This is a genomic window from Phenylobacterium sp., from assembly GCF_030645195.1.
Classification (GTDB): domain Bacteria; phylum Pseudomonadota; class Alphaproteobacteria; order Caulobacterales; family Caulobacteraceae; genus Phenylobacterium.
This window is the reverse complement of sequence record NZ_JAUSLW010000070.1, coordinates 38,561-60,440: the sequence shown is the minus strand read 5'-3', so window position 1 is coordinate 60,440 and position 21,880 is coordinate 38,561. Positions and strand designations below refer to the sequence as shown.

Here is a 21,880-nt window from a genome sequence, read left to right as displayed (position 1 = left end):
AGGCGGCCGCTCGCGGGGTCGTCGGTGACCAGGGCCAGGCCCGCCTGCTCCACGGCGGCCTTGGCCTTGGCATAGGCCGCGCCGGGGGCGGCGGGCAGCAGCAGGGGCCGGGCCTGGGCGCAGGTCTCGGCGTTGATCTCGGCGACGCGGCGGCCGGCATAGGCGCCGGCGTCCAGGCGGGTCATAGGATCGGCCTCCACCAGGATCGCCTCGGGCCCGCGCTCGCGCATCATCTTCTCGGAGAAGGTCAGCGGCATGCTCCAGTCGGTGGAGACGTCATTGATCGGCGGGTTGGTCACCTGTTCCTGGCGGGCCCAGACATAGGCGCCGAAGGTGGCGCCGCAGATCGCCAGGACCAGCAGGGCCCGGGCCCAGAAGCGGCCGAAGCCCGCGAACAGGGCGATGATCACCCCCAGCAGGCCGGCGGCCACGGCCACCAGGGCCACCTTGGGCGCCCATTCCAGGGCGATGACCCCCAGGCCGGTCTTCCAGTCCATCAGGCCGTAGCGGGTGCCCAGCATGCCGGCGCCCACCATCAGGGCCGGGGCTAGGGCCGCCAGGGTGGCGAGATTCAGGTAGAAGCCGGCGAAGCCCCCGCCCCGCTTGCGCGGCTTGCGGCGCTCGTGCGGCAGGGGCATGGCCAGGGGCGCCTCCGGGGCTGCCTCGGGCTTGGGAAGATCGGCGTGCGCCGCGGCGTCGGCCCGCGGCTCAGCGGGAAAAGGGGCGCCGGCCTCCGCCGTGGCCTCCGGCGCATCGGCGGCGGGGAACTCGGCCAGGGTCGGCGTCACCACGGTCAAGCCGGAATATTCCTGCTCCTGCACCGGCTTGGCGGCCGGCGACCAGGCGGTGTGGTCCATCTGCGGCGGCTCGGAGGGCGCGGCATGACCCTCGGGCTCGGGCGCATAGATCTTGGGCTCCGGCGGGGCGGCCAGGGCCACGCCGGCGGCCGCGGCGGCTGCGGCCGTGGGCAGGACATAGTCGGTCATCCGGGTGCGGATCAGCTTCTTGTCGATCTTGCCAGTGGCGCCCAGCGGGATGTCGTCGACGAAGACCACGTCGTCGGGCATCCACCACTTGGCGATCTTGCCTTCGAGGAAGGCCAGGAACTCCTCCTTGGTGGCGGTCTGGCCGGGACGCAGCTTGACCAGCAGCAGGGGCCGCTCGTCCCACTTGGGGTGGGGCATGCCGATGACGGCGGCGAGCTCGGCCTTGGGGTGGCCAGCGGCGATGTTCTCGATCTCGATGGTGCTGATCCACTCGCCGCCGGACTTGATGACGTCCTTGGCGCGGTCGGTGATCTGCATGAAGCCGTGCTCGTCGAGGGTGGCGACGTCGCCGGTGTCGAAGAAGCCCTGGTCGTCGAGGATCTCGCCGCCGTCGCCCTTGAAGTACTCGCCCACCACGAACGGGCCCTTCACCAGCAGCTTGCCGAAGGTGTGGCCGTCGCGGGGCAGGTCGTGGCCCGCGTCGTCGGTGAGCCGCAGGTCGATGCCCAGCGGCGGGCGGCCCTGCTTGAGCTGGAAGCGCAGCTGGGCCTCGTCGTCCATGGCCGCGATCTTGTGGTTCGGCGTGGCCTGGGTGCCGAGCGGCGAGGTCTCGGTCATGCCCCAGGCGTGGGTGACGGCCACCCCGTAGTCGTCGCGGAAGGCGCGCACGATGGCCTCGGGCACGGCCGAGCCGCCGATGACCACGCGCTTGAGGCTGTTCAGGGTCCCGTTGGTCTCGCGCAGGTGGGTCAGCAGCATCTGCCAGACCGTCGGCACGGCGGCCGAGAAGGTGACCTGTTCGCTCTCCAGCAGTTCGTGGATCGAGGCGCCGTCCAGCTTGGCGCCCGGCATGACCAGCTTGGCGCCCACGGCGGGCGCCGAGAAGGCCACGCCCCAGGCGTTGGCGTGGAACATCGGCACCACCGGCAGGACGGTGTCCAGGGCCCCGATGCCGAGCACGTCGGCGCCCATGGTCACCAGGGTGTGCAGGAAGTTGGAGCGGTGGCTGTAGAGCACGCCCTTGGGATTGCCCGTGGTGCCGGAGGTGTAGCAGAGGCCGGCGGGCGAATTCTCGTCGAAGCCACCCCAGACCGCGTCCTCCGACACCTGGCCGATCAGGTTCTCGTAGGAATGGGCGCCGGGCAGGTCGCCGGTCATGTGGGCGTCGTCGGTGAAGACGATGATGTGCTTAACGGTGGGGATCTGGTCGCGGATGCCGGCCAGGATCGGCAGGAAGGTCAGGTCGGTGAAGATGACCTTATCTTCGGCATGGTTGATGATGTAGACGAGCTGTTCGGAGAACAGGCGCGGATTGAGGGTGTGACAGACCGCCCCCATCCCCATGATCCCGTACCAGGCCTCGATGTGGCGGGCGGTGTTCCAGGCCAGGGTCGCGACCCGGTCGCCCGGCTGGATGTTCAGACCCCGCAGGACGTTGGACACCCGCTTGGCCCGGGCGTGAACCTGCGCATAGGTGGTGCGGACGATGGGGCCCTCGACCGAGCGCGAGACGATCTCGCGGTCCCCGTGCCAGGACTTGGCGTGGTCGAGTATCCGGTCGACCGTCAGCGGCCAGTCCTGCATCCTGCCTTGCATCGAAAGCGTCCTCCAACTTCGGCCTCTTCAGGGCCGCGATAGGCTAATTTCACGCGCGCGTTAGCGCAACGTCGCGCCCTTGAGACGCGAGGGGTTAGGGTTACCACCTGCGTCAGGCGTGCGCGACAGGCCAGCGCCCCGTCCCGCCGTTGTCGATCAGCAGGCCGGTCAGGGTGCGGTCGGCGTGCTGTGCGCGCCAGGTCAGCATGGCCTGGGCGTGGGCGAGCACGACACCGGTGTCGGTGACTGGGGTGCGCCAGGTGGGGTCGGCGGCCAGGTCGAAACAGAGCCAGTCGCCGTCGCCAAACTGGACATAGGCGGCCGCCTCCGACCGCAGCACCGCCAGGTTCTGGCGCTCCATCCGCCGGTCCCAGGGCCAGGCCTGCGGACCCTTGGGGATGTTGGAGCCCCGCCAGTCGAACTCCCAGTGGGCGGCGGTGCGCCAGTGAGGCGGGTCCTCGCCCTTCAGGAAGGGCGTCAGGGGCAGGCCGTCGCACTGGTCGGGAACCGGGATGCCCATGGCCTCGCAGAGGGTGGGCAGGATGTCGACGTTCTCGGTGAAGCGTTCGACCACCGTCCCGTGGCCCCGCGCCTCCCGCGGATCGCGGACGATGCCCAGGATATGATAGCTCTCCTCGAAGAAGCCCGACTTTTGGATCAGGCCGTGGTCGCCCAGTTGCTCGCCGTGGTCGGCGGTGACGACGATGAAGGTGTCCTCCCACTGGCCCGAGGCCTCCAGGGCGGCCCAGACGCGGCCGAGTTGGTGGTCCACCTCGCTGACCATGCCGAAGTACTGCGCCTGCAGCCTGGCCATCTCCGCGGGGTCTTCCGGGGCGCCAATGACCCGCATCAGGCCGTCGTGCAGGCGGTGGCGATTCTCCGCCGGCGCGATGGGGGCGGCCATGTCGGCCGGATCGTACATCTCGGCGAAGTGGCCCGCCGCGCCATAGGGCGGGTGCGGGCGAAGCTGCGACAGGTGGGCGAACCAGGGCCCGTCCTGGCCTGAGATCCAGTCCAGCAGGACGTCGGTGTGATAGGCTGATAGGCTGTGCTTGGCAGGCCGGCCGGGTTCGCCGCCCACCGCGCCCTCATAGTCGTCGGGGACCTCGTGCCCCAGGTCCCGCAGCCAGCGGACCCAGACGCCCGGATCGTGGGTGGCGAAGTTCAGGCCGACCTCGAAGCCCGGCAGCACGCCCTCCCAGGACTTGAAGCGGGGATCGTCGGGCCCGGTGGCGTCACGGGGATCCACCGCCTGGTCGGTGTAGCCGAACAGGGTGGGGACGTAGCCCGCCCGCCGCGCGGCCTTGGCCACATTGTCCAGCCGCCGGTCCAGGGGGGTGCCGTTGGCCACCACGCGGTGATTGAGCTGATAGGTCCCGGTGTAGAGGCTGGCCCGCCCCGGGCTGCAGGGGGCGGCCTGGCTGTAGTGGCGGGCGAACCGCACCCCCTGCGCCGCCAGCCGGTCGAGGTTGGGCGTGCGCACGACGGGATGGCCCGCCGCCGAGAGGGCGTCGCCGCGGAACTGGTCGAGGGTGACGAGGAGGATGTTCACCCCGCCACCATGGACGAGGCGGGGCGGCCGCGAAAGCCTCCGTCAGGCCGCAGCCGAACGCGCCGCGGCCCGGGCGTCGCGGCGGAACTGGCGGGCCACCCGTTCGAGCATCTCGGCCCCGCTGAACGGCTTGATCAGGGCGTCGCAGGCGCCGAGGCTCAAGGCGCGCTCGATTTCCGCGGCGCCGGGCTTGTTTCCCATGACCAGGACCGGGAAGGCTATGCCTTCCCCGCGCGGATCGAGGGCGCGCAGCACCTCGAACCCGTCCATTTCCGGGAGGTTGAGGTCCAGCAGAAGCGCGTCGGGGCCCACGGTCTCGATGGTCTCGAGCGCCGCCGGCCCCGTGCGGGCGACGAAGGTCTGGCCGCCCAACAGCTCCAGCCGGATCTGCAGCAATTCCAGCACGGTACGGTCGGCGTCGCAGATCACGATCTTGCGGCCTTGGATCTTGAGGGTCATCGACGGTCGCCTTTCCGCGCAGGGGTTGGGATCAGGTCAGAACAGGTCAAGGTCGCCCGCCTCGTCGCCGTCGTTGAGACCCTTCTCCTCGCCGCCAAGGGCGCTGAACATCCGGTCGGCCAGGGCCGCGAGGGTCATGTCGCCGAGCGCGTCCTGCACCGAAGCGGTCACGTCGTCGGAAATCTCGTCGCTGAGGTGACGGGCGAAGGCGGCCAGGCTGGTGAGCTGCTGGCCCAGCAGATCCACCGTCTGCATGCCCTCCACCAGCTTCTCGCGGTGCTCCTGGGGCAGGATGTGCATCAGCTCGCCGACCAGGACATCGAGCTTCATGCAGCGGGCGCCCGCCAGCTCGATCTCCCAGGAGAGCACGCCCACCATGTTGGAGACGCTGGCCTCCAGGACGTCCGCGGTCTGCGTCTGCGCGCCCATAACACCGATCCCCGAGTTGTGTCGGAAGACCCTGTGCGGTCGCGGCTAACAGACCATGAATCATGGCCCCGCCTGCGACGTCCCCGCACAGGTCCAAAATGGGGTGTCCGCAGCGCCGGTCAGGGGCGGGCGTAGCGGGTGGACCAGGCCTCCGCAGAGTCCTCGGCGGGGCCCGAGGCGTCGACACGGGTCCAGGCGACCTGGCCGACATCGCGGGCCAGCTGCATCGTCAGGGTGGCGAGGGTGGCGTCCGAGGCGTCGCCGGTGCGGCCCTGGATGCGTCCGGCCAGGATCTCCGGGGCGGCCTCCAGCCAGACCCCGTGGAAGGGGACGCCGGCCCGCGCCGCCAGGGTCTCGACCCGGACCCGCAGGTTGGGCTGGATGAAGGTGGCGTCCAGCACCACGGCCCGGCCGGCGGCCAGCAGATCGGCGGCGTCGGCGAACAGGGTGTCGTAGACCTGGTCGTAATAGGCCTGGGAATAGACCTCGCTGGAGAGCGCCTGGTCATGGGCGGCGCCCAGCAGCCGCTTGCGCACCTCATCGGTGCGCAGGACCACCGCGCCCGGCGAGGCGCCGAGGCCCGGCGCGATCAGCCGGGCGAAGGTGGACTTGCCGGTCCCCGACAGGCCACCCACCGCCGCCAGACTGGGGGCCACGGGGGTCAGGTGGGCGACAGCGGCGTCGAGATAGGCCTGTGCGCCTGCGTCATCGCCGCTGTTGGCGCAGACATGGGCCCGGACCGCGGCGCGGACCGACAGCATCAGCGGCAGGGCGGTCAGGCCCTGGCGCAGCTCGCGCCCCCAGACCCGGGCGGCCTCGTCCAGATAGGCCGACAGGACGCGGACCGCGGCGTCGGAGCGCCGGCGAAACTGCAGGTCCATCAGCAGGAAGGCCAGGTCGTACTGGACGTCGATCTCCGAGAGCACGTCGTTGAACTCAATGCAGTCGAAGAGGATCGGCCGGCCGTTCTCCAGCAGGATGTTCCCCAGGTGCAGGTCGCCGTGGCAGTGGCGGCCGAAGCCGGCGGCGCGGCGAGCGTCCAGCAGGGGCTCGCGACGGAAATATTCGGCGTCGGTGGCCGCGACCAGGTGCTCGACCCGTTCGGCGCCCAGGCGAGGCGCCAGGCCCCGCAGCAGGTGGGCGTTGGAATCGATGGTGTATTTCAGCGCCGCCCCGCCGCCCCCCTTGGGCCGGACCGGGGCCGCGGCGTGGAAGCCGGCCACGGTGCGGCCGAGCGCGTCGGCCAGGGAACCGTCGACGGCCCAGGGCTGGGCGGCCAGCACCGCATGCTCGTCGAAGCGGCGCATCTCCAGGGCGAACTCGACGGTCTCGCCGGGGCCGTCCAGCTCCAGCCCGCCGTCGCCCGCGCGGCTGACCCGTCGGACGGCGCGGTAGATGTCCGACGCCGCGGCGCGGTTGAAGCTGAGCTCCCGCTCCAGGGCCCAGTGGCGCAGGTCCAGGGTGGAGTAGTCGAGATAGCCCAGATCGACGTGGCGCTTGACCTTGAAGGCCTGGTCGCCGGCCAGATAGACCCGGGCGCAGGCGGTCTCGATGGCGCGCTCCGAGCGGCCCTCGAACCAGGCCGCCACCTCGGCTTCGTGGCCGTCGGTCAAGGATAGAGCCGTTTCGTGGTCCAGCCGGAGCCCTCGCGCTGGAAGACCAGGCGCTCGTGCAGGCGGAACGGGCGGTCGCGCCAGAACTCGATGACGTGGGGGGTGATGCGGAAGCCGCGCCAGTGCGGCGGGCGCGGCACCTTGGAGATGCCGAACTTCAGGCCGAACTCGGCGATGCGCTTCTCCAGGGCCAGGCGGTCGGGCAGGGCCTGGGACTGGTGGGAGGCCCACCCGCCGATCTGGGCGGGCCGGGCGCGGGTGGCCCAGTAGGCGTCGGCCTCGGCGTCGGTGACGTGGGAGACGGGTCCGCGGACCCGGACCTGGCGGCGCAGGGACTTCCAGTGGAACAACAGGGCGGCCTGGGGATTGGCCGCCAGCTCGCGGCCCTTGGCGCTGGTCTCGTTGGAATAGAAGACGAAGCCGCGCTCGTCGGCCTCCTTCAGCAGCACCATGCGCACGTCGGGCAGGCCGTCGGCGTCGGCGGTGGCCAGCGCCATGGCGTTGGCGTCGTTCAGCTCCTTGTCCAGGGCCTCGACCAGCCAGGCGTTGAACAGGGCCAGGGGGTCCTCCTCCGTCAACAGCGGCAGGGGGTGCGCCTCCGTGACGCTGCGGACGTAGTCGTCCTCGCTCGGCGAGGCGGGGATGGCGGGCTTGTCGGTCATGGTCGGCATATAGCGCAGGCAGGACCCAGCGTCAGGGGCTTAACCCCGCATTGACCGCGTCTTCACTAAGACTGCGCGGGATGGTCGGGGCGAACACAACCACGATGAGCGTGAAGCGGGCGCGCGAGGTGCTGGGGGCGGGCCTGCTCGCCGGCCCCGCCGAACTGCGCCGCGCCTTCCGCGAGGCCGCCAAGCGCGCGCATCCCGATCGAAAGGGGGGTGACGCCGAACGCTTCCGCGAGGTGGTGGAGGCCTATCGCATCCTGCAGATCGCGCCCGCGCCGCGCGACCGGGTCAGCCAGCCGCCGGCGACGGTGACCCGTCCGGTCGCCGCCTCCCCCACCCTGTCGGTCCCGCCCCTGGTGGCCATGACCGGCGGCAAGGTGGAGCACCGCCTGCCCGACGGTCGCCGGGTGAAGATCGACCTGCCCCCCGGTCTGCGGGCCGGCGACACCGTCCGCGCCGGCGACGCCGAGCTGGAGGTGGCCATCCGCGGCGACGGCGAGATGCTGGTGCGCGGCGACGACCTCTGGATCACGGTGAAGATCGAGCCGCGCCTGCTGGCCGAGGGCGGCCGCATCGGGGTCGACACCCCGCTGGGACGCCGGGTGGTCTGGATCACCAGGAAGGCCTGCGAGCGTGGCCTGATCCGCCTGGTGGGCCAGGGCCTGCCGGCCCGCGCCCGCCACCGCCAGGGCCACCTGTTCCTGCGCCTGGCCGCCGACAGCGCCAGCGGGGATTCCGCGGCCAGGGCCCAGCTCCGCCGGTTCGCCGCGGCCTGGGCGGCCTAGCCTAACCGGCCGTCGGCGTTTAGAAGCGCCGCCATGTCGCACAACACCTTCGGCCACCTGTTCCGTGTCACCACCTGGGGCGAAAGCCATGGGCCGGCGCTGGGCTGCGTCGTCGACGGCTGCCCGCCCAACATCAAGCTCACCGCCGAGGAGATCCAGGTCTGGCTGGACAAGCGCCGGCCAGGGCAGGGCAAGTTCGTCACCCAGCGCCAGGAGCCGGACGCGGTGAAGATCCTGTCCGGGGTCTTCCAGGACGACCACACCGACGGCCAGGTCACCACCGGCACGCCGATCTCGATGATCATCGAGAATGTCGACCAGCGCAGCCGCGACTATTCCGAGATCGCCCAGGCCTTCCGCCCCGGCCACGCCGACTACGCCTATTTCGCCAAGTACGGGGTGCGCGACTATCGCGGCGGCGGCCGGGCCTCGGCCCGCGAGACCGCCGCCCGGGTCGCCGCCGGCGCCGTGGCGCGCAAGATCCTGCAGGGCGTCACCATCCGCGGCGCGGTGGTGCAGATCGGGCCGCACGCCATCGACCGCGCGCGGTTCGACTGGGACCAGACCACCGAGAATCCCTTCTGGTGCCCGGACACGCAGATGGTGAGCGTCTGGGAAGAACACCTGGAGCAGGTCCGCAAGGCCGGCTCGTCCACCGGCGCCATCGTCGAGGTGGAGGCTGTGGGCGTGCCCGCCGGCTGGGGCGCGCCGATCTACGGCAAACTCGACGCCGAATTGGCCGGGGCGCTCATGTCCATCAACGCCGCCAAGGGCGTGGAGATCGGCGCGGGCTTCGCGTCTGCCGCCTTCTCCGGCGAGGAGAACGCCGACGAGATGCGGATGGGCAATGCGGGCCCGATGTTCCTCTCCAACAGCGCCGGCGGCATTCTCGGCGGCATCTCCACCGGCCAGTCGGTGGTGGCGCGCGTGGCCTTCAAGCCCACCTCCTCCATCCTCTCCCTGCGGCGGTCGATCAACGAGGCCGGCGAGGAGATCGACCTGCGCACAAAGGGCCGCCACGACCCCTGCGTGGGCCTGCGCGCCGTGCCGGTGGTGGAGGCCATGACCGCCTGTGTCCTGGCCGACGCCTTCCTGCGGCACCGGGCTCAAACGGGTGGTGAAGCTTACTTGCCCGGCAGGGTTGCGAAGGACTGAGCGCCGGGTCACGGCGACGCGGCGCGTTACATTCGCCCCTGCGGGATCGAATTGATCGAACAACATTATTTCGCGTTGACCGAACTTGTTACGCCCCGGTATTGAGCGCCTCCTACGCTTCCGGCCGTGCGATTCCGACGACCGTCGTGGCGTCCATTTTCTAGGTTAGATTGCAGCAGCGCCCCGTGCGGCTTGACCTTCTCAAGATCCTGCTCGTCGACGACAACCCCCACATCCGGGTGCTGTTGTCGGAGATCCTGCGCGCGGTGGGCGTGAACAACATCTACGAGGCCAGCGACGGCGCCGAGGCCCTGCAGCGCATGCGGGCCCACTCGATCGACATCGTCATGACCGACCTGGCCATGGAGCCCCTCGACGGCATCGACTTCGTGCGGCTGCTGCGCAATTCGGCCGACAGCCCCAACCAGATGGCGCCGGTGATCATGATCACCGGTCACTCCACCCTGCGGCGGATCCACGAGGCCCGCGACGCCGGGGTCAACGAGTTCTTGGCCAAGCCCCTGACCGCGCGCGGCGTGCTGGATCGGCTGCAGAAGATCATCGACCACCCCCGGCCCTTCGTCCGCACCGACGACTATTTCGGGCCTGAGCGCCGCCGCAAGGTCGACCCCAACTATGACGGCCCCCGCCGCCGCGCCGCCGACCGCGCCGCCGCGGGCCCGGTCCCGCGCTCTCCGAAGCGCTGAGGCGCCGCAGCCCCGCCACCTTTTGGTATGGTTTGGCGGTTAACCGTACGGGACCACCCGGGGACCCCAGCATGAAACTCGCCCGCACCGCCGCCACCGGCGCCCTGTTCCTGGCCCTCGGCCTCTCCCAATCCGGCTGCATCGCCATGGCCGCCGGCGCCGTGGTGGGCACCGCGGTGGGCGTCACCGCCAGCGCCGTCGGCATGACGGCCAAGGGCGCGGGCATGGTGGTGGGCGCGGTCATCCCCGGCGACGGCAAGGCCGACGAAGAAAACAAGCGTCGGCGCTAAAGCGCCAGGGCGCAGCTCTCGTTGATGGTGGGGCGCGAGACCACGATCCGGCACAGGCCGGGGAACGGGGCCTTCAGGCGCTCGGCGAAATAGAGGCAGAGATGCTCCAGGGTCGGGCGCTCCAGGCCGGGCTTCTCGTTCAGCAGGCCGTGGTCCAGCTCGGCGGCCACCCCGCGCAGGGCCGCGTCCAGGTCGGCCAGGTCGGCGACCCAGCCCACCGGCTCCTGGGGCGCGCCGCGGACGGTGGCCTCCACCTTGAACGAGTGGCCGTGCAGCCGCGAATAGGGCCGGTGCTCGGGCCCGTCCTCGAAGTAGTGCGCCGCGTCGAAGGTCGCGGACTTGGTGATCTCGAAAATCGGGGCGTTCATCAGCTGTCTTTGGCGTCGCCAAGCGCGGGTGCGGCTTAGGGAATGCCGAGATATTTGTGGGTTTGGACGCTTAAACGCCACTGGGGGTGGGCGAGGCAATAGGCGATCGCCGCCTGGGTGTTGGCCAGCCGGTCGGGGCCGTCCATCGGCTGGAGCAGAAGCCGCTCGAAGTCCCACCCCTCGAAGGCGGCCGGATCGACCTCCGGTTGGGGGAAGACCAGCTTCAGTTCCTGGCCGGAGCGCTGGACCACCGGGGCGTCGGCCTTGGGGCTGACGCAGATCCAGTCGATCCCGGCGGGCGCCGCCAGCGTGCCGTTGGTCTCCAGGGCGATGGTGAAACCCCGGGCGTGCAGGGCCGCGATCAGGGCCGGGTCCAGTTGCAGCAGCGGCTCGCCGCCGGTGCAGACCACCAGGCGGTTGTCGGGACCGCCCCGCCACTGGGCCGCCACCGCATCGGCCAGGGCGTCGGCGGTGGCGAAGCGTCCGCCGCCGGGACCGTCCATGCCCACGAAGTCGGTGTCGCAGAAGGTGCAGACCGCGCCGGCGCGATCCTCCTCGCGGCCCGACCAGAGATTGCAGCCCGCGAACCGGCAGAACACCGCCGGGCGGCCGGCCTGGCCCCCCTCCCCCTGCAGGGTCAGGAAGATCTCCTTGACCGCATAGCTCACAGGGCGAGCTCCGGGCGGGCGGCGGCCACCCATTCGCGCCAGCCCCTGATGCGCAGATCGCAGGCCGGGCAGTCGCCGCAGCCGTGGCCCCAGGGGTGCAGGTCGCCGCGCTCGCCGCGGTAGCAGGTGTGGCTGTCGGCGACGATCAGCTCCACCAGCGCCTCGCCGCCGAGGGTCTTGGAGAGCGCCCAGGTCTGCGCCTTGGTCAGCTTCATCAGCGGGGTCTCGATGACGAAGTCCTGGGCCATGCCCATGTTCAGCGCGGTCTGCAGGGCGTCGAGGGTGTCGCGCCGGCAGTCGGGATAGCCGGAGAAGTCGGTCTCGCACATGCCCCCCACCAGGAAGCGGGCGCCGCGGCGGTCGGCGAGCGCCGCGGCATAGGTGAGGAACACCAGGTTGCGGCCGGGGACGAAGGTGTTGGGCAGGCCCTTCTCGGTGATCTCGAAGGCCCGCTCGGTGGTCATGGCGGTCTCGCCCACCGCCCCGAAGCCAGTCAGGTCCATGACGTGGTCCTCGCCCAGCTTGCCGGCCCACTGGGGGAAACGCTCGGCGATGGCGGCCCGAACCACCTGGCGCTGGGCCATCTCCACGGCGTGGCGCTGACCGTAGTCGAAGCCCACGGTCTCCACATGGTCATGGCGCTCCAAGGCCCAGGCCAGGCAGACGCTGGAGTCCTGGCCGCCGGAGAACAGCACGATGGCGCGCGATGCTTGGCTCATGGCCCCCATATGCGGCAGCCGAGGCCAAATCGGAAGGCTCGCGCGGCGCCGCGTCACGCCGCCGCGCGGCGAAGCGACAACAGGGGTGATGCACATTCGCCGATGAGGCGACCGCTAGATCGCCTGTCCCTTGCGCGCTCAGGTTTTGTTGCCCCTAGGGAAGCACGAAAGAACCTTGGTATTTGCGCCACATGACGTCGAAAAGATGCTGAGTGAACGCCGTTCACCTATCGGCGTCCGTTGACAGACTCTAGCTCGCGGCGTGACCGTAACGATTGCTGGGGCAGCCGCCGCGTGTTCCCGGCCGAAAATATTGCGCGGCGAATGCTGACAGACCGGACCGGCGTAGAAAGTCCGGCTGTCTTGGGAGGAAACGTAGAATGTCCAAAACTCTGCACCTGCGGAGCCTGCTGGTCGTTGGCGCGAGCGCCGCGGCCCTGACCGCGATGAGCTCGCCCGCCTTCGCCCAAGGCGCTAACGTCATCGAGGAGCTCGTCGTCACCGCTCAGCGGCGCGAAGAGTCCCTCCAGGACGTTCCCGTCGCCGTCTCGGCCTTCTCCGAAGACAGCCTCCGCGTCCAACGCATCGACGGCGGGCAGAACCTGCTCCAGGCCATTCCGAACGTGAACTTCTCGCGTTCCAACTTCGGGGGCTACAACCTCTCCATCCGCGGCATCGGCACCAAGGTCGTCGGCAGCGGCGAGGCCGGGGTCAGCTTCCACCAGAACAACACCCCGCAGAGCGCCAACCACCTGGCCGACGCCGAGTTCTACGACGTGGAACGCGTCGAAGTGCTGCGCGGCCCGCAGGGCACCCTGTACGGCCGCAACGCCACCGGCGGCGTGGTCAACGTGATCACCGTCAAGCCGGCCGTCGGCGACGAGCACATGAGCGGCTGGCTGAGCGCCGAGTACGGCAACTACAAGACCACCCGCCTCAAGGGCGCGGTCAACGTTCCGCTGAACGACTACATGGCCATGCGCTGGGCCGCCTCCTACGTGAAGCGTGACGGCTACGGCGACAACACCTACACCCACAACGACATCGACGACCGCGACCTGTCGTCGTCGCGCCTGCAGTTCCGCATCAAGCCGAACGACGTCCTGGACGTGAACGTCCTGTGGGAGCACTTCAACGAGAAGGACTCCCGCTCGCGGATCGGCAAGCAGCTCTGCATCCCCGATCCCGGCCCGGCCACCATCGGCGGCGTCGCCACCGGAGCCAACCGCAACTTCTTCAGCCAGGGCTGCCTGCCCGGCTCGCGCTACCAGAACGCCGCCTACGGCGCGGTCAACTCCGTCGCCACCCTCGGCGGCCTGCTGGCCCAACTGGGCGGCCTGTCCAACGGTGACCTGAACGCCGGCAAGATCCAGGACCACAACCTGCTCAACATCGAGTCGGTCACCGACCCGATCTACCAGGCGCAGCAGGACTTCTTCCAGATCGACGCCTCCGTCGCCCTCACCGACAGCCTGACCTTGGCCTCGCTGACCGGCGTGAATTACAACGAGGGCTATTCCTACCAGGACTACAACCGCGTCGTCGGCACGGGCACCTTCTCCCCCGTCGGCTTCATGGCCTTCGTCGCGCCTGGCGGCTTCGTGACCGACCCGCAGGTCGGCCGCGACAACAAGCTGCGCGCCTTCGACCTGGGCCGCACCGACAGCAAGGAATTCAGCCAGGAACTGCGGCTGTTCTCCAACTCGGAAGGCCCGCTGAACTTCAGCGTCGGCGCGCTCTACACCAAGGGCCAGTCGGTCACCGACTACTACGTCTTCGCCAACTCGCTGACCGCCTTCGCGCAGCTCAGCGACCTCGGCGGCATCCCCAACACCTATCCCTACTACGTCGACCCGAACTTCCCGCCGTCGGATAACGAGGGCCGCAACTACTACGACTCCCGCGGCCACGGCACGACCACCTCCAAGGCGGTGTTCGGCGAAGTCTACTGGAGCCTCAGCGACACCCTGAAGCTGACCGCCGGCCTGCGCTACACCGACGACCACAAGGTGCTCGACTCCACGCCGATCACCCTGCTGGCCGGTCCGACCAAGACCGCCCCGCCGCCCGGCTCGGGCGTGATCGCCAACCCGAACTTCACCGGCGGCCGCGGCGCGGCTCCCTCCGTACGGGTCGACTATCAGAACGCCGCCACCACCGGCCGCCTGAACCTGCAATGGACGCCGGAGCTCAGCTTCACCGAGGCGTCGACCTTCTACGCCACCTATGCGCGCGGCTATAAGGCGGGTGGTTTCAACACCCCGTGCGACGCCACCACCCCGGGCTGCTCGGCGACGACCAGTTCGTTCGCGCCGGAACAACTCGACGCCTTCGAACTCGGCACCAAGAACAGCCTGCTTGGCGGCAGCCTGATCCTCAATGCCACGGCGTTCTACTACAACTACAAGGGCTATCAGATCTCCAAGATCGTGAATAAGTCCTCGCAGAACGAGAACGTCGACGCCAAGATCAAGGGCGTCGAGATCGAAAGCATCTGGGAACCGATCCGCAACCTGCGCTTCAACCTGCAGTACGGCTGGCTGGACACCGAGATCCAGAACGGTGCCTCGATCGACACCATGAACCGCACCCAGGGCAATCCGAACCTGGTGGTGGTGAAGGCCACCGACGGCTCCAACTGCGTCGCCACCACCTCCGGCGTCGCGACCCTGCTGACCATCGCGCCGTCCGCGGTCCTGGGCATCTGCTCGGGCCTGCCCGCGGCCCTGGCCGGCGCCATCGGGATCTACAACTACCCCGCGGGCGTCGCGACGGCTCCGGCCTTCGTCAACAACGCCCCGGCGGTCAACACCGTGGCCAATATCGGCCAGGGCATTCCGGTCGCCCTGACCGGCAAGGAGCTGCCGAACTCGCCGAAGTGGACCCTCGGTTTCGGGGCCCAGTACAAGTGGATGTTCGACAACTGGGATCTGACCGCCCGCGCTGACTACTATCGTCAGGCCGACAGCTACGCGCGGATCTTCAACTCCACGACCGACGCGCTGGAAGGCTATCAGAACGTCAACGCCACCGTGACGCTGAGCAACTCCGACTGGGGTCTCGACGTCCAACTCTACGGCAAGAACCTGACCGACGAGCAGCCGATCACCGACCTCTACCTGACCGACGACTCCTCGGGCCTGTTCACCAACACCTTCACCCTCGAGCCGCGCCAATACGGCGTGACCGTGACCAAGAAGTTCTAGTCTCCCCCAACCGGGAGCGCCTTTTGGGGCGGCGGGGAAACCCGCCGCCCCTTTTTCTTGCCCGACGCCAAAATCCCCTGAACCTGGACGCTGGCGTCAATTCGTTGATGCGGTATGTCCCACCGCTCGGACCCACCGGACGAACGGCCAAGCTTTCCCTGGGATTAACAAGCCGGCCAAAGAACGTGGGTCAGTTTTGTACCGCCGGTTTGAAACTGCGGTACTTCGGCCACAACCGCGCGAAAGCGTGACCGATTTCAGCCCACTTGTCGGCCTTCACATTGACGACGCCCGGCGCGCGACAGAGGTAGCGCGCTTCCAGGGGCCTCCCCGCGCCTGGTTTTCATCAGATTCGTGCATGCAGGCGGAAGAGGACGCAGGTCCCGCCGCCTTGGAGGATACATGTCGTCAATCAACCGTACGCGCCTGCGCACCGCACTGGCTGTCGGGGTCTCGACCCTGACCCTGGCGGCGATCGCGGCTCCGGCCTTCGCCCAGGACACCAACGACTTCACCATCGAAGAGCTGGTGGTCACCGCCGAAAAGCGTGAACAGGCCCTGCAGGACGTGCCCGTCGCCGTCTCGGCCTTCACCTCCGCCCAGCGCGACGTCGTGGGCATGAACAACATCCAGGACTTCGTGAACTTCACGCCGGGGATGAACTATTCCGGCACCGACCGGGTGTCGCTGCGCGGCGCCGGCCGCAACACCTTCTATGTCGGCAATGACCCGGGCGTGGCCGCCTACACCGATGGCTTCTATTCCGCCTCGTCGTCGGAACTGTTCAAGTCGCCGCTGTTCGTCGAACGCACCGAGATCCTGCGCGGTCCCCAGGGCACCCTCTATGGCCGCAACGCCATGGGCGGCGCCATCAACACCATCTCCAAGCGTCCCGCCGACACCTTCAGCGGCGAAGTCCGCCTGATGGTCGGCAACTACGAGCACACCAAGATCGAGGGCGTGGTCTCGATCCCCGTGGCCGAGAACCTGCGCTTCAAGATCGGCGGCAGCAACGACCTCCAGCGCGAGGGCTTCATCAAGAACATCGGCGGCGCCAATGACGGCGGCGCGATCAAGCGCACCTATTTCGAGTTCCAGGCCGAAGCCGAGCTGGGCGACAACACCAAGGCCTGGCTGCGCTATTCCCGCACCGGCTGGGACGACACCACCGGCGTCGGCGACCGTCTCGCCAACCTGGTGACCCCCTACGACACCACCCGCGTGTTCCAGCCGATCGGCGGCCTGATGCCGAACCCGGCCTATGGCTACGGTGTGGCCAATCCGGGCGTTGCCGATCCCTACACCCAGAACACCAACCGCGACGGCTACGGCCACCTGCGCGGCAACCACGTTCTGACCGCCCAAGTCACCTATGACCTGGGATGGGCTGATCTGAAGTACATCGGCGGCTTCCAGCAGTATAACTACCAGACCGGTGGCGACTACGACAACACCAGCCGCACCGCGGCCATCGCCATCCCCGGCATGGCGGTCCCCTACTACCCGGACCAGACCACCGACTTCAACGAGCACAAGCGCTACTTCTCCAACGAGCTGAACCTCACCTCCAACAGCGACGGCCCGCTCTCCTGGATCCTCGGCCTTTACCAGTACCACGAGGAATACAAGCAGCGGATCCAGCTGGGCGCCCCGCAGCAGTCGCAGCTCGCCACCCCGCTGACCTTGCTTGGCACGCTGGCCGCGCCGAACCCGCTGCGCAACTTCGCCGACCAGAACGCCAGCCTGGAATCCAAGGCCTGGGCCGTGTTCGGTCAGTCGACCTACAAGTTCAGCGACTCCTGGGCCCTCACCGGCGGCCTGCGTTACACCGTCGACGACAAGGACGGCTTCGAGACCCAGCGCCTGATCATCCAGTCGCCCTCGATCGCCTCCGGCGCCGCGGCCTTCGACGTCTCCAGCGACATGGATCCGGCCACCCCGGGCGTGCAGAACTTCCGCAGCATGTCCGACAGCTGGAGCGCCGTCACCGGCACCCTGAACCTGGACTGGACCCCCGACACCGACACCCTGGCCTACGCCAAGTACAGCCGCGGCTATAAGTCGGGCGGCTTCCTGCTGGGCACGCTCGCCCCGCAGCCCAAGGCCGACCAGGAAAGCGTCGACGCCTACGAGATCGGCCTGAAGAAGACCTTCAATGGTCGCTTCATCCTGAACTCCTCGGTCTTCTACAACGATTTCAAGGACCTGCAGCTCAACCTGTCGCAGCTCAACGCGACCGGCACGGCGGCGGCCTCGAACTTCGTCAATGTCGACGCCAAGGCCTGGGGCGTGGAACTGGAAGCCCAATGGCGTCCGACCGAAGCCCTGCAGATGATGGCCTCCTACGGCTATCTGAACACCGAGATCACCCGCGGTTGCTGCTTCTATGACCCCGCGGACCCCTCGGCCCTGCTCGCCAGCGCCCAACCCAAAGGCGGCAGCGCCACCACCAACGGCGTGTTGCTGGTCTTCCAGGATCTGAAGGGTTCGCAGCTCTTCCAGTCGCCGGAGAACAAGTTCGCGTTCAACGCCAACTACACCTTCGACTTCGCGCCGGGCTCGCTGATCCTGTCGGGCACCTACACCTGGACGGACTCGACGATCTACCAGCCCTTCAAGGACCCGGCCTTCGAGGTTCCGGCCTACGGCACCGCCGACCTGCGGGCCCTGTGGAAGGACGCCGATGACAAGTACACGCTCATCGCCTCGGTGAAGAACGTGACCGACGAAGAGGGCTTCACCTCGACGGGCTCCACCAACCCCACGGCGATCTTCGGAAGCCCGAACCCGGGCCTGGTGGTGGGCGGCACGCCCTATCTGCGCCAGACGGGAACCGCCATCACGCGGGGCCTGATCGCGCCGCGGACCTACAGCCTGGAATTGCAATACCGGTTCTAGAGCATTTTCCGATAAGTGTGAAACGGTTATCGGATCGAAAAATGCTCTAACCTTTTGAATTAGAGCCCTTTTTATCCGATCTGATTGAAGCAATCAGATCGGAAAGGGCTCTAGAGCGAGGCGGTCCGCCCCCTGGGCGGGCCACTTTCCCAAGGCTACGCAAGGGGCGGCGGAGCAATCCGCCGCCCTTTTTCGTCGGCGGCGCCAGGAAATCCGGCCGCGGTTCGAACGCACAACCCCAGTTTGGGAATTTAACGTCTCCGCAAGCGCTTAGGCGCATTCTGAGCATAAGTTCCCCGGCGCCGGCGATAAATGTCCCTTCCTGATTTCTTCTTCGAACGGGTCACCAGCGAAATCCATCAGCAGATGGAGGGCGTGCTGGCCCTTGCCGAGCGCCTGGCGCGCCAGCCCCTGAGCGCCGACGCCCAGACCTGCGTGGCCGGTGTGGCGGAGGCCGCGGCCTGCGTGCGCCAGATCCTGGCCTCCAGCGCCGACCTCAAGGACGCCGCCACCAGCGGCATGGCCTTCGAGCCCGCGCCCAAACGCCTGCGCGACCTGGCCGACGAGATCGAGGCCCGCTGGGGCCAGAAGGCCGCCAAGTCCGGCGTCACCCTGCTGGTCTCCTATGACGGGGCGCCGGAGATGACGGCGCTGATCGACTCGACCCGGGTCATGCAGGCCTTCGACGGGTTCATCGCCCAGGCCCTGGCCGGTGTCCGCCACGGCGCGGTGGAGGCGACTTTACGCGCCCACGCGGCCGGCGACATGCTGCGCCTGGAGGGTCGCGTGCGCGGCGGCGGCGAGCGCAGCATGGGCGACAAGCCCTTGGATATTCAGGAGATCGAGGCCCTGTTCGGCCTGGAGACCGCACTCTCCGTCGAACTCGGCCGCCAGATCGTCAAGGCGGTCGGCGGCGAGATCCGCACCGAGGCCAACGCCGGCGCCGGCGAGACCCTGGTCTTCGAATTCACCGCCCCCCACGCCGTGGAGGCCAGTGACGAGCCCCTGGCCGACGAGAGCGGGGGCCACCGCGCCGCCCACATCCTGGTGGTGGACGACAACGCCACCAACCGCATGGTCGCCGAGACCCTGTGCGAGATGTTCGACTGCACCTCCGAATCGGCCGTCGACGGCGTGGAGGCCCTGGAGGCCGCCCGCACCGGCCGCTTCGACCTGATCCTGATGGACATCAAGATGCCCCGGATGGACGGGGTGACCGCCACCCACGCCATCCGCGCCCTGAAGGGCGCCGCGGGCAAGGTGCCGATCATCGCCCTCACCGCCAACGCGGACCCCGAGGACGCCGCGGGCTACCTCGCGGCCGGCATGAACGGCGTGGTGGAAAAGCCCATGAAGCCCGAGAACCTGCTCCGCGCCCTGCAGGAAAACCTCGGCGGCGGCAGCGACGAAGAGTCGGTCGCGGCGTAAGGGCGCTCACCGAGCTTCGGTGGCTCTCACCCTCTCCGCTCGTCCCGGCGAAGGCCGGGATCCAGGTGAAACCCACTCCGACCCGGTGAAAACCGAGGTGCGTCGGAGCAAGTCTTCCTACCTCTGCGGATGAATCTGGGTCCCGGCCTTCGCCGGGATGAGCGGTTGGGGGACCTCCCCCTACTCCTTCAACCGCACCGTGACCTTGGCCGAGAGACCGGGACGCAGGCGGCTGACCTCCGGCTGGCCGGGGTCGAGCTTCAGGCGCACCGGCACCCGCTGCACGATCTTGGTGAAGTTGCCCGAGCCGGGTTCGAAGGGCAGCAAAGCAAACTCCGACCCCGATCCCGGCGCGAAGCTGTCCACATGGGCCCTGAACTTCACCCCGGGCAGGGCGTCGACGCGGATGGTCGCCGCCTGGCCGCGCAGCATGCGCTCGACCTGGGTCTCCTTGAAGTTGGCGGTGACGTAGAGGGTGTCCATCGGCACCAGGGTCAGCAGGCGCGTGCCCGGCGCCACATAGTCCCCGGGATTGGCCTGGCGATCACCGACGGTCCCGGCGATGGGCGCGCGGATCACCGCGTGGTCGGCGTCCTGCTGGGCGAGACTGAGGGCCGCCAGCGCCTTGGCGTGGGCGGCGCGGGCGGAGTCGAGGGCCGCCAGGGCCTCGCCGCGCCGGCTGCCGGTGACGGCGGCCTGGTTGCGGCTGACGGCGTAGGCGGCGCGGCTCTGCTCGGCCACGGCGCTGGCGCTGACCGCCTCGGCGCGGATCCGCTCGGCGTCGCGGCGAGCCACAGTGCCGCTGCCCACCAGGGATTCGTAGCGTTTCCAGTCGGCCTGGGCGCGGGCCGATTGGGCGTCGGCGGCGCGGATCCCGGTCTGGGCCTCATGCACAGTGGAGGCGGCCAGGGCCTCCTCGGCCGCCAGCCGCGACAGGGCCCCCTCGGCGGCGGCCACCGAGGCGGCGGTCATGGCCACCTCGCCCCGGGCGGCGGCCAGGCGGGCGGCGTATTCCTCGGGGTCCAGCACGATCAGGGGCTGGCCGGCCGTCACCGCCTGGTTGTCGGCCACCAGCACCTGGGCGATCAGGCCCTTCACCCGCGGCGCCACCACGGTGCGGTCGCTCTTGAGATAGGCGTTCTCGGTGGTGACCGTGGCCTTGGGCGCCCGCAGCCAGGTCACCCCGCCGGCCGCCAGGACCACGGCCAGGGCGAGCACGATCAGGGCCCGGGTCGGCGGCTTCCTGCGGACCTTCAGGGGCACGACCTTAGGCCCCTCCTCATAGGTCGCCGCGCTCATCGGTCGAACACCAGGAGCGTGCTGGTGGCCGTGGCGTAGAGGCGGCCGTTCAGGTCGGTCAGCCGGCCCTCGGCGAAGGCGGCGCGGCGGCCGATGGAGATGACCTTGCCCTCGGCGCGGACCGGACCAGTGTGTTGGGTCATGGCCCGGTGATAGCCGACCTTCAGCTCCAGGGTGGTGTAGCCCTGGCCCGGCTTCAGCTTGGAATGGACCGCGCAGCCGACGCAGCTGTCCAGCAGGGTGGCGGCGAACCCGCCGTGCACCGTGCCGATGGGGTTGTAGACCCCGGCGTGCGGCGTGGCGCCGAACACCACCCGGCCGTCGTCGATCTCCACGTGATCGAAGCCCATGGTGTGGCCCATGCCCGCCGGCGGGACCGTGGGATCGAAGAAGATCGCGCGCAGTTGCTCGAGGCCGCTCAAGGCCGCGAAGTCGATGACGTCACTCACGGATGTTCGCCTTGTTCCGGGGAGGAAGGGGCAAGGCCCATGCGGGCCTTGATGCGGGTGCGGCTTTCGGCCAGCAGCCGATCGGAAAGCTCGGGATCGGAGACCGCGCGTGAGAGGGCCACGGCCCCGGCCATCTCGGCCAGCAGGGAGCCCGCCAGGCCCAGGCGCTCCTCGCCGCCCTTCAGACGCGTGGCGATGATCTCGATGAGACCGTGGACCCCGGTGTCGAAGGCCTCGCGGGCGGGCGCTCCCTGGCGCGGGATATCCGACGACAGCAGGGCGATGGGACACCCGCGCTCGGGATGGTCGCGGTGGTCGGCCGAGACATAGAAGTCCACGAGGCCCGCCAGCAGGACCTCGGGATCTTCATGCCGCGCCAGCCTCGACAGACGCCAGCGGCTCTGGGCGAAGGCCGCCTCCACCGCAGCGCCCACCAGGGCGTCCTTGGACTTGAAGTGGGCGTAGAAGCCGCCGTGGGTGAGGCCCACCTCCCCCATGATCTCGGCGACGCTGACCCGGTCGGGGCCCAGCCGGCGCATCGCGCTCGCCGCGGCCTTCACCACCCGCCGCCGGGTTTCGGCCTTGTGATCTTCGCCATAGCGCAT

Annotated in this window: 19 protein-coding genes; 7 read left to right on the top strand and 12 right to left on the bottom strand. The window is 69.1% G+C overall.

From position 1 onward, the window contains the following. The 6 genes from Q7T09_RS06515 to pdxH all read right to left on the bottom strand — a co-directional run. Positions 1-2,582, bottom strand: a 2,582-nt coding sequence (locus tag Q7T09_RS06515) for a long-chain-fatty-acid--CoA ligase (RefSeq protein ID WP_304698617.1), incomplete at its 3' end; no start/stop codon positions are given. Between the two features lie 112 nt (positions 2,583-2,694). After that, positions 2,695-4,134, bottom strand: a complete 1,440-nt coding sequence (locus Q7T09_RS06510) for a sulfatase-like hydrolase/transferase (protein ID WP_304698616.1) — start codon at positions 4,132-4,134, stop codon at positions 2,695-2,697. A gap of 42 nt (positions 4,135-4,176) precedes the next feature. Further along, the gene (locus Q7T09_RS06505) at positions 4,177-4,593 is read right to left on the bottom strand and encodes a response regulator transcription factor (RefSeq protein WP_304698615.1); all 417 of its coding nucleotides are present in this window, start codon (positions 4,591-4,593) and stop codon (positions 4,177-4,179) included. Positions 4,594-4,629: 36 nt separating this feature from the next. Beyond that, positions 4,630-5,022 (bottom strand): hypothetical protein, encoded by a 393-nt coding sequence (locus Q7T09_RS06500; protein WP_304698614.1) that lies wholly within the window; start codon positions 5,020-5,022, stop codon positions 4,630-4,632. A gap of 119 nt (positions 5,023-5,141) precedes the next feature. Then, the gene (locus tag Q7T09_RS06495; RefSeq protein WP_304698612.1) at positions 5,142-6,635 is read right to left on the bottom strand and encodes a bifunctional aminoglycoside phosphotransferase/ATP-binding protein; all 1,494 of its coding nucleotides are present in this window, start codon (positions 6,633-6,635) and stop codon (positions 5,142-5,144) included. Next, positions 6,632-7,297, bottom strand: a complete 666-nt coding sequence (gene pdxH / locus Q7T09_RS06490) for a pyridoxamine 5'-phosphate oxidase (RefSeq protein ID WP_304698610.1) — start codon at positions 7,295-7,297, stop codon at positions 6,632-6,634. The genes Q7T09_RS06495 and pdxH overlap by 4 nt, the downstream gene beginning before the upstream one ends. 104 nt (positions 7,298-7,401) lie before the next feature. Between pdxH and Q7T09_RS06485 the strand changes: the two genes are divergently transcribed. The 4 genes from Q7T09_RS06485 (at position 7,402) to Q7T09_RS06470 (ending at position 10,240) form a co-directional block, all read left to right on the top strand. Then, positions 7,402-8,088 carry a J domain-containing protein gene (locus Q7T09_RS06485; protein WP_304698608.1) on the top strand — a complete coding sequence of 229 codons (687 nt, stop codon included), beginning with the start codon at positions 7,402-7,404 and terminating at the stop codon, positions 8,086-8,088. 33 nt (positions 8,089-8,121) lie between these two features. Then, positions 8,122-9,243 carry a chorismate synthase gene (aroC, locus tag Q7T09_RS06480; protein WP_304698606.1) on the top strand — a complete coding sequence of 374 codons (1,122 nt, stop codon included), beginning with the start codon at positions 8,122-8,124 and terminating at the stop codon, positions 9,241-9,243. A gap of 185 nt (positions 9,244-9,428) precedes the next feature. Continuing rightward, positions 9,429-9,950 carry a response regulator gene (locus Q7T09_RS06475; RefSeq protein ID WP_304698604.1) on the top strand — a complete coding sequence of 174 codons (522 nt, stop codon included), beginning with the start codon at positions 9,429-9,431 and terminating at the stop codon, positions 9,948-9,950. Positions 9,951-10,021: 71 nt separating this feature from the next. Further along, a complete protein-coding gene (locus Q7T09_RS06470) occupies positions 10,022-10,240 on the top strand; it encodes a hypothetical protein (protein WP_304698603.1) in 219 nt (72 codons plus the stop codon). Here Q7T09_RS06470 and Q7T09_RS06465 read toward each other — a convergent pair. From Q7T09_RS06465 to queC, 3 genes are read right to left on the bottom strand one after another with little or no spacing between them, the layout of a single operon-like run. After that, positions 10,237-10,608 carry a 6-carboxytetrahydropterin synthase gene (locus Q7T09_RS06465; protein ID WP_304698601.1) on the bottom strand — a complete coding sequence of 124 codons (372 nt, stop codon included), beginning with the start codon at positions 10,606-10,608 and terminating at the stop codon, positions 10,237-10,239. The genes Q7T09_RS06470 and Q7T09_RS06465 overlap by 4 nt on opposite strands. 35 nt (positions 10,609-10,643) lie before the next feature. Next, the gene (queE, locus tag Q7T09_RS06460) at positions 10,644-11,276 is read right to left on the bottom strand and encodes a 7-carboxy-7-deazaguanine synthase (RefSeq protein WP_304698598.1); all 633 of its coding nucleotides are present in this window, start codon (positions 11,274-11,276) and stop codon (positions 10,644-10,646) included. Beyond that, on the bottom strand, positions 11,273-11,995 hold the full coding sequence (gene queC / locus Q7T09_RS06455; protein ID WP_304698595.1) for a 7-cyano-7-deazaguanine synthase QueC: 723 nt from the start codon (positions 11,993-11,995) through the stop codon (positions 11,273-11,275). The genes queE and queC overlap by 4 nt, the downstream gene beginning before the upstream one ends. 380 nt (positions 11,996-12,375) lie before the next feature. On the opposite strand from queC, the gene Q7T09_RS06450 reads away from it, so the two are divergent. The 3 genes from Q7T09_RS06450 to Q7T09_RS06440 all read left to right on the top strand — a co-directional run bounded on the left by Q7T09_RS06450 (position 12,376) and on the right by Q7T09_RS06440 (position 19,527). Then, complete coding sequence (locus Q7T09_RS06450) at positions 12,376-15,201, top strand: TonB-dependent receptor (protein ID WP_304698593.1); 2,826 nt, start codon at positions 12,376-12,378, stop codon at positions 15,199-15,201. Between the two features lie 402 nt (positions 15,202-15,603). Continuing rightward, the gene (locus tag Q7T09_RS06445) at positions 15,604-18,099 is read left to right on the top strand and encodes a TonB-dependent receptor (RefSeq protein WP_304698591.1); all 2,496 of its coding nucleotides are present in this window, start codon (positions 15,604-15,606) and stop codon (positions 18,097-18,099) included. 312 nt (positions 18,100-18,411) lie between these two features. Then, the gene (locus tag Q7T09_RS06440) at positions 18,412-19,527 is read left to right on the top strand and encodes a response regulator (protein WP_304698589.1); all 1,116 of its coding nucleotides are present in this window, start codon (positions 18,412-18,414) and stop codon (positions 19,525-19,527) included. 180 nt (positions 19,528-19,707) lie between these two features. Here the strand turns inward: Q7T09_RS06440 and Q7T09_RS06435 are convergent, their stop codons facing one another. From Q7T09_RS06435 to Q7T09_RS06425, 3 genes are read right to left on the bottom strand one after another with little or no spacing between them, the layout of a single operon-like run. Then, the gene (locus Q7T09_RS06435; RefSeq protein WP_304698587.1) at positions 19,708-20,826 is read right to left on the bottom strand and encodes an HlyD family secretion protein; all 1,119 of its coding nucleotides are present in this window, start codon (positions 20,824-20,826) and stop codon (positions 19,708-19,710) included. Next, positions 20,823-21,275, bottom strand: coding sequence for a PaaI family thioesterase (locus Q7T09_RS06430; protein WP_304698585.1), 453 nt, complete (start codon positions 21,273-21,275; stop codon positions 20,823-20,825). Before Q7T09_RS06430 ends, Q7T09_RS06435 begins: the two co-directional genes overlap by 4 nt. Next, positions 21,272-21,880, bottom strand: coding sequence for a TetR/AcrR family transcriptional regulator (locus tag Q7T09_RS06425; protein ID WP_304698582.1), 609 nt, complete (start codon positions 21,878-21,880; stop codon positions 21,272-21,274). Before Q7T09_RS06425 ends, Q7T09_RS06430 begins: the two co-directional genes overlap by 4 nt.

Excerpts from the sequence above, each read along its gene's own strand:
- Q7T09_RS06505 (WP_304698615.1), bottom strand. The coding sequence starts at position 4,593 with ATGACCCTCAAGATCCAAGGCCGCAAGATCGTGATCTGCGACGCCGAC.
- Q7T09_RS06500 (WP_304698614.1), bottom strand. The coding sequence starts at position 5,022 with ATGGGCGCGCAGACGCAGACCGCGGACGTCCTGGAGGCCAGCGTCTCC.
- pdxH (WP_304698610.1), bottom strand. The coding sequence starts at position 7,297 with ATGACCGACAAGCCCGCCATCCCCGCCTCGCCGAGCGAGGACGACTAC.
- Q7T09_RS06485 (WP_304698608.1), top strand. The coding sequence starts at position 7,402 with ATGAGCGTGAAGCGGGCGCGCGAGGTGCTGGGGGCGGGCCTGCTCGCC.
- aroC (WP_304698606.1), top strand. The coding sequence starts at position 8,122 with ATGTCGCACAACACCTTCGGCCACCTGTTCCGTGTCACCACCTGGGGC.
- Q7T09_RS06470 (WP_304698603.1), top strand. The coding sequence starts at position 10,022 with ATGAAACTCGCCCGCACCGCCGCCACCGGCGCCCTGTTCCTGGCCCTC.
- Q7T09_RS06465 (WP_304698601.1), bottom strand. The coding sequence starts at position 10,608 with ATGAACGCCCCGATTTTCGAGATCACCAAGTCCGCGACCTTCGACGCG.
- queC (WP_304698595.1), bottom strand. The coding sequence starts at position 11,995 with ATGAGCCAAGCATCGCGCGCCATCGTGCTGTTCTCCGGCGGCCAGGAC.
- Q7T09_RS06450 (WP_304698593.1), top strand. The coding sequence starts at position 12,376 with ATGTCCAAAACTCTGCACCTGCGGAGCCTGCTGGTCGTTGGCGCGAGC.
- Q7T09_RS06445 (WP_304698591.1), top strand. The coding sequence starts at position 15,604 with ATGTCGTCAATCAACCGTACGCGCCTGCGCACCGCACTGGCTGTCGGG.
- Q7T09_RS06440 (WP_304698589.1), top strand. The coding sequence starts at position 18,412 with ATGTCCCTTCCTGATTTCTTCTTCGAACGGGTCACCAGCGAAATCCAT.
- Q7T09_RS06435 (WP_304698587.1), bottom strand. The coding sequence starts at position 20,826 with ATGAGCGCGGCGACCTATGAGGAGGGGCCTAAGGTCGTGCCCCTGAAG.
- Q7T09_RS06425 (WP_304698582.1), bottom strand. The coding sequence starts at position 21,880 with ATGCGCTATGGCGAAGATCACAAGGCCGAAACCCGGCGGCGGGTGGTG.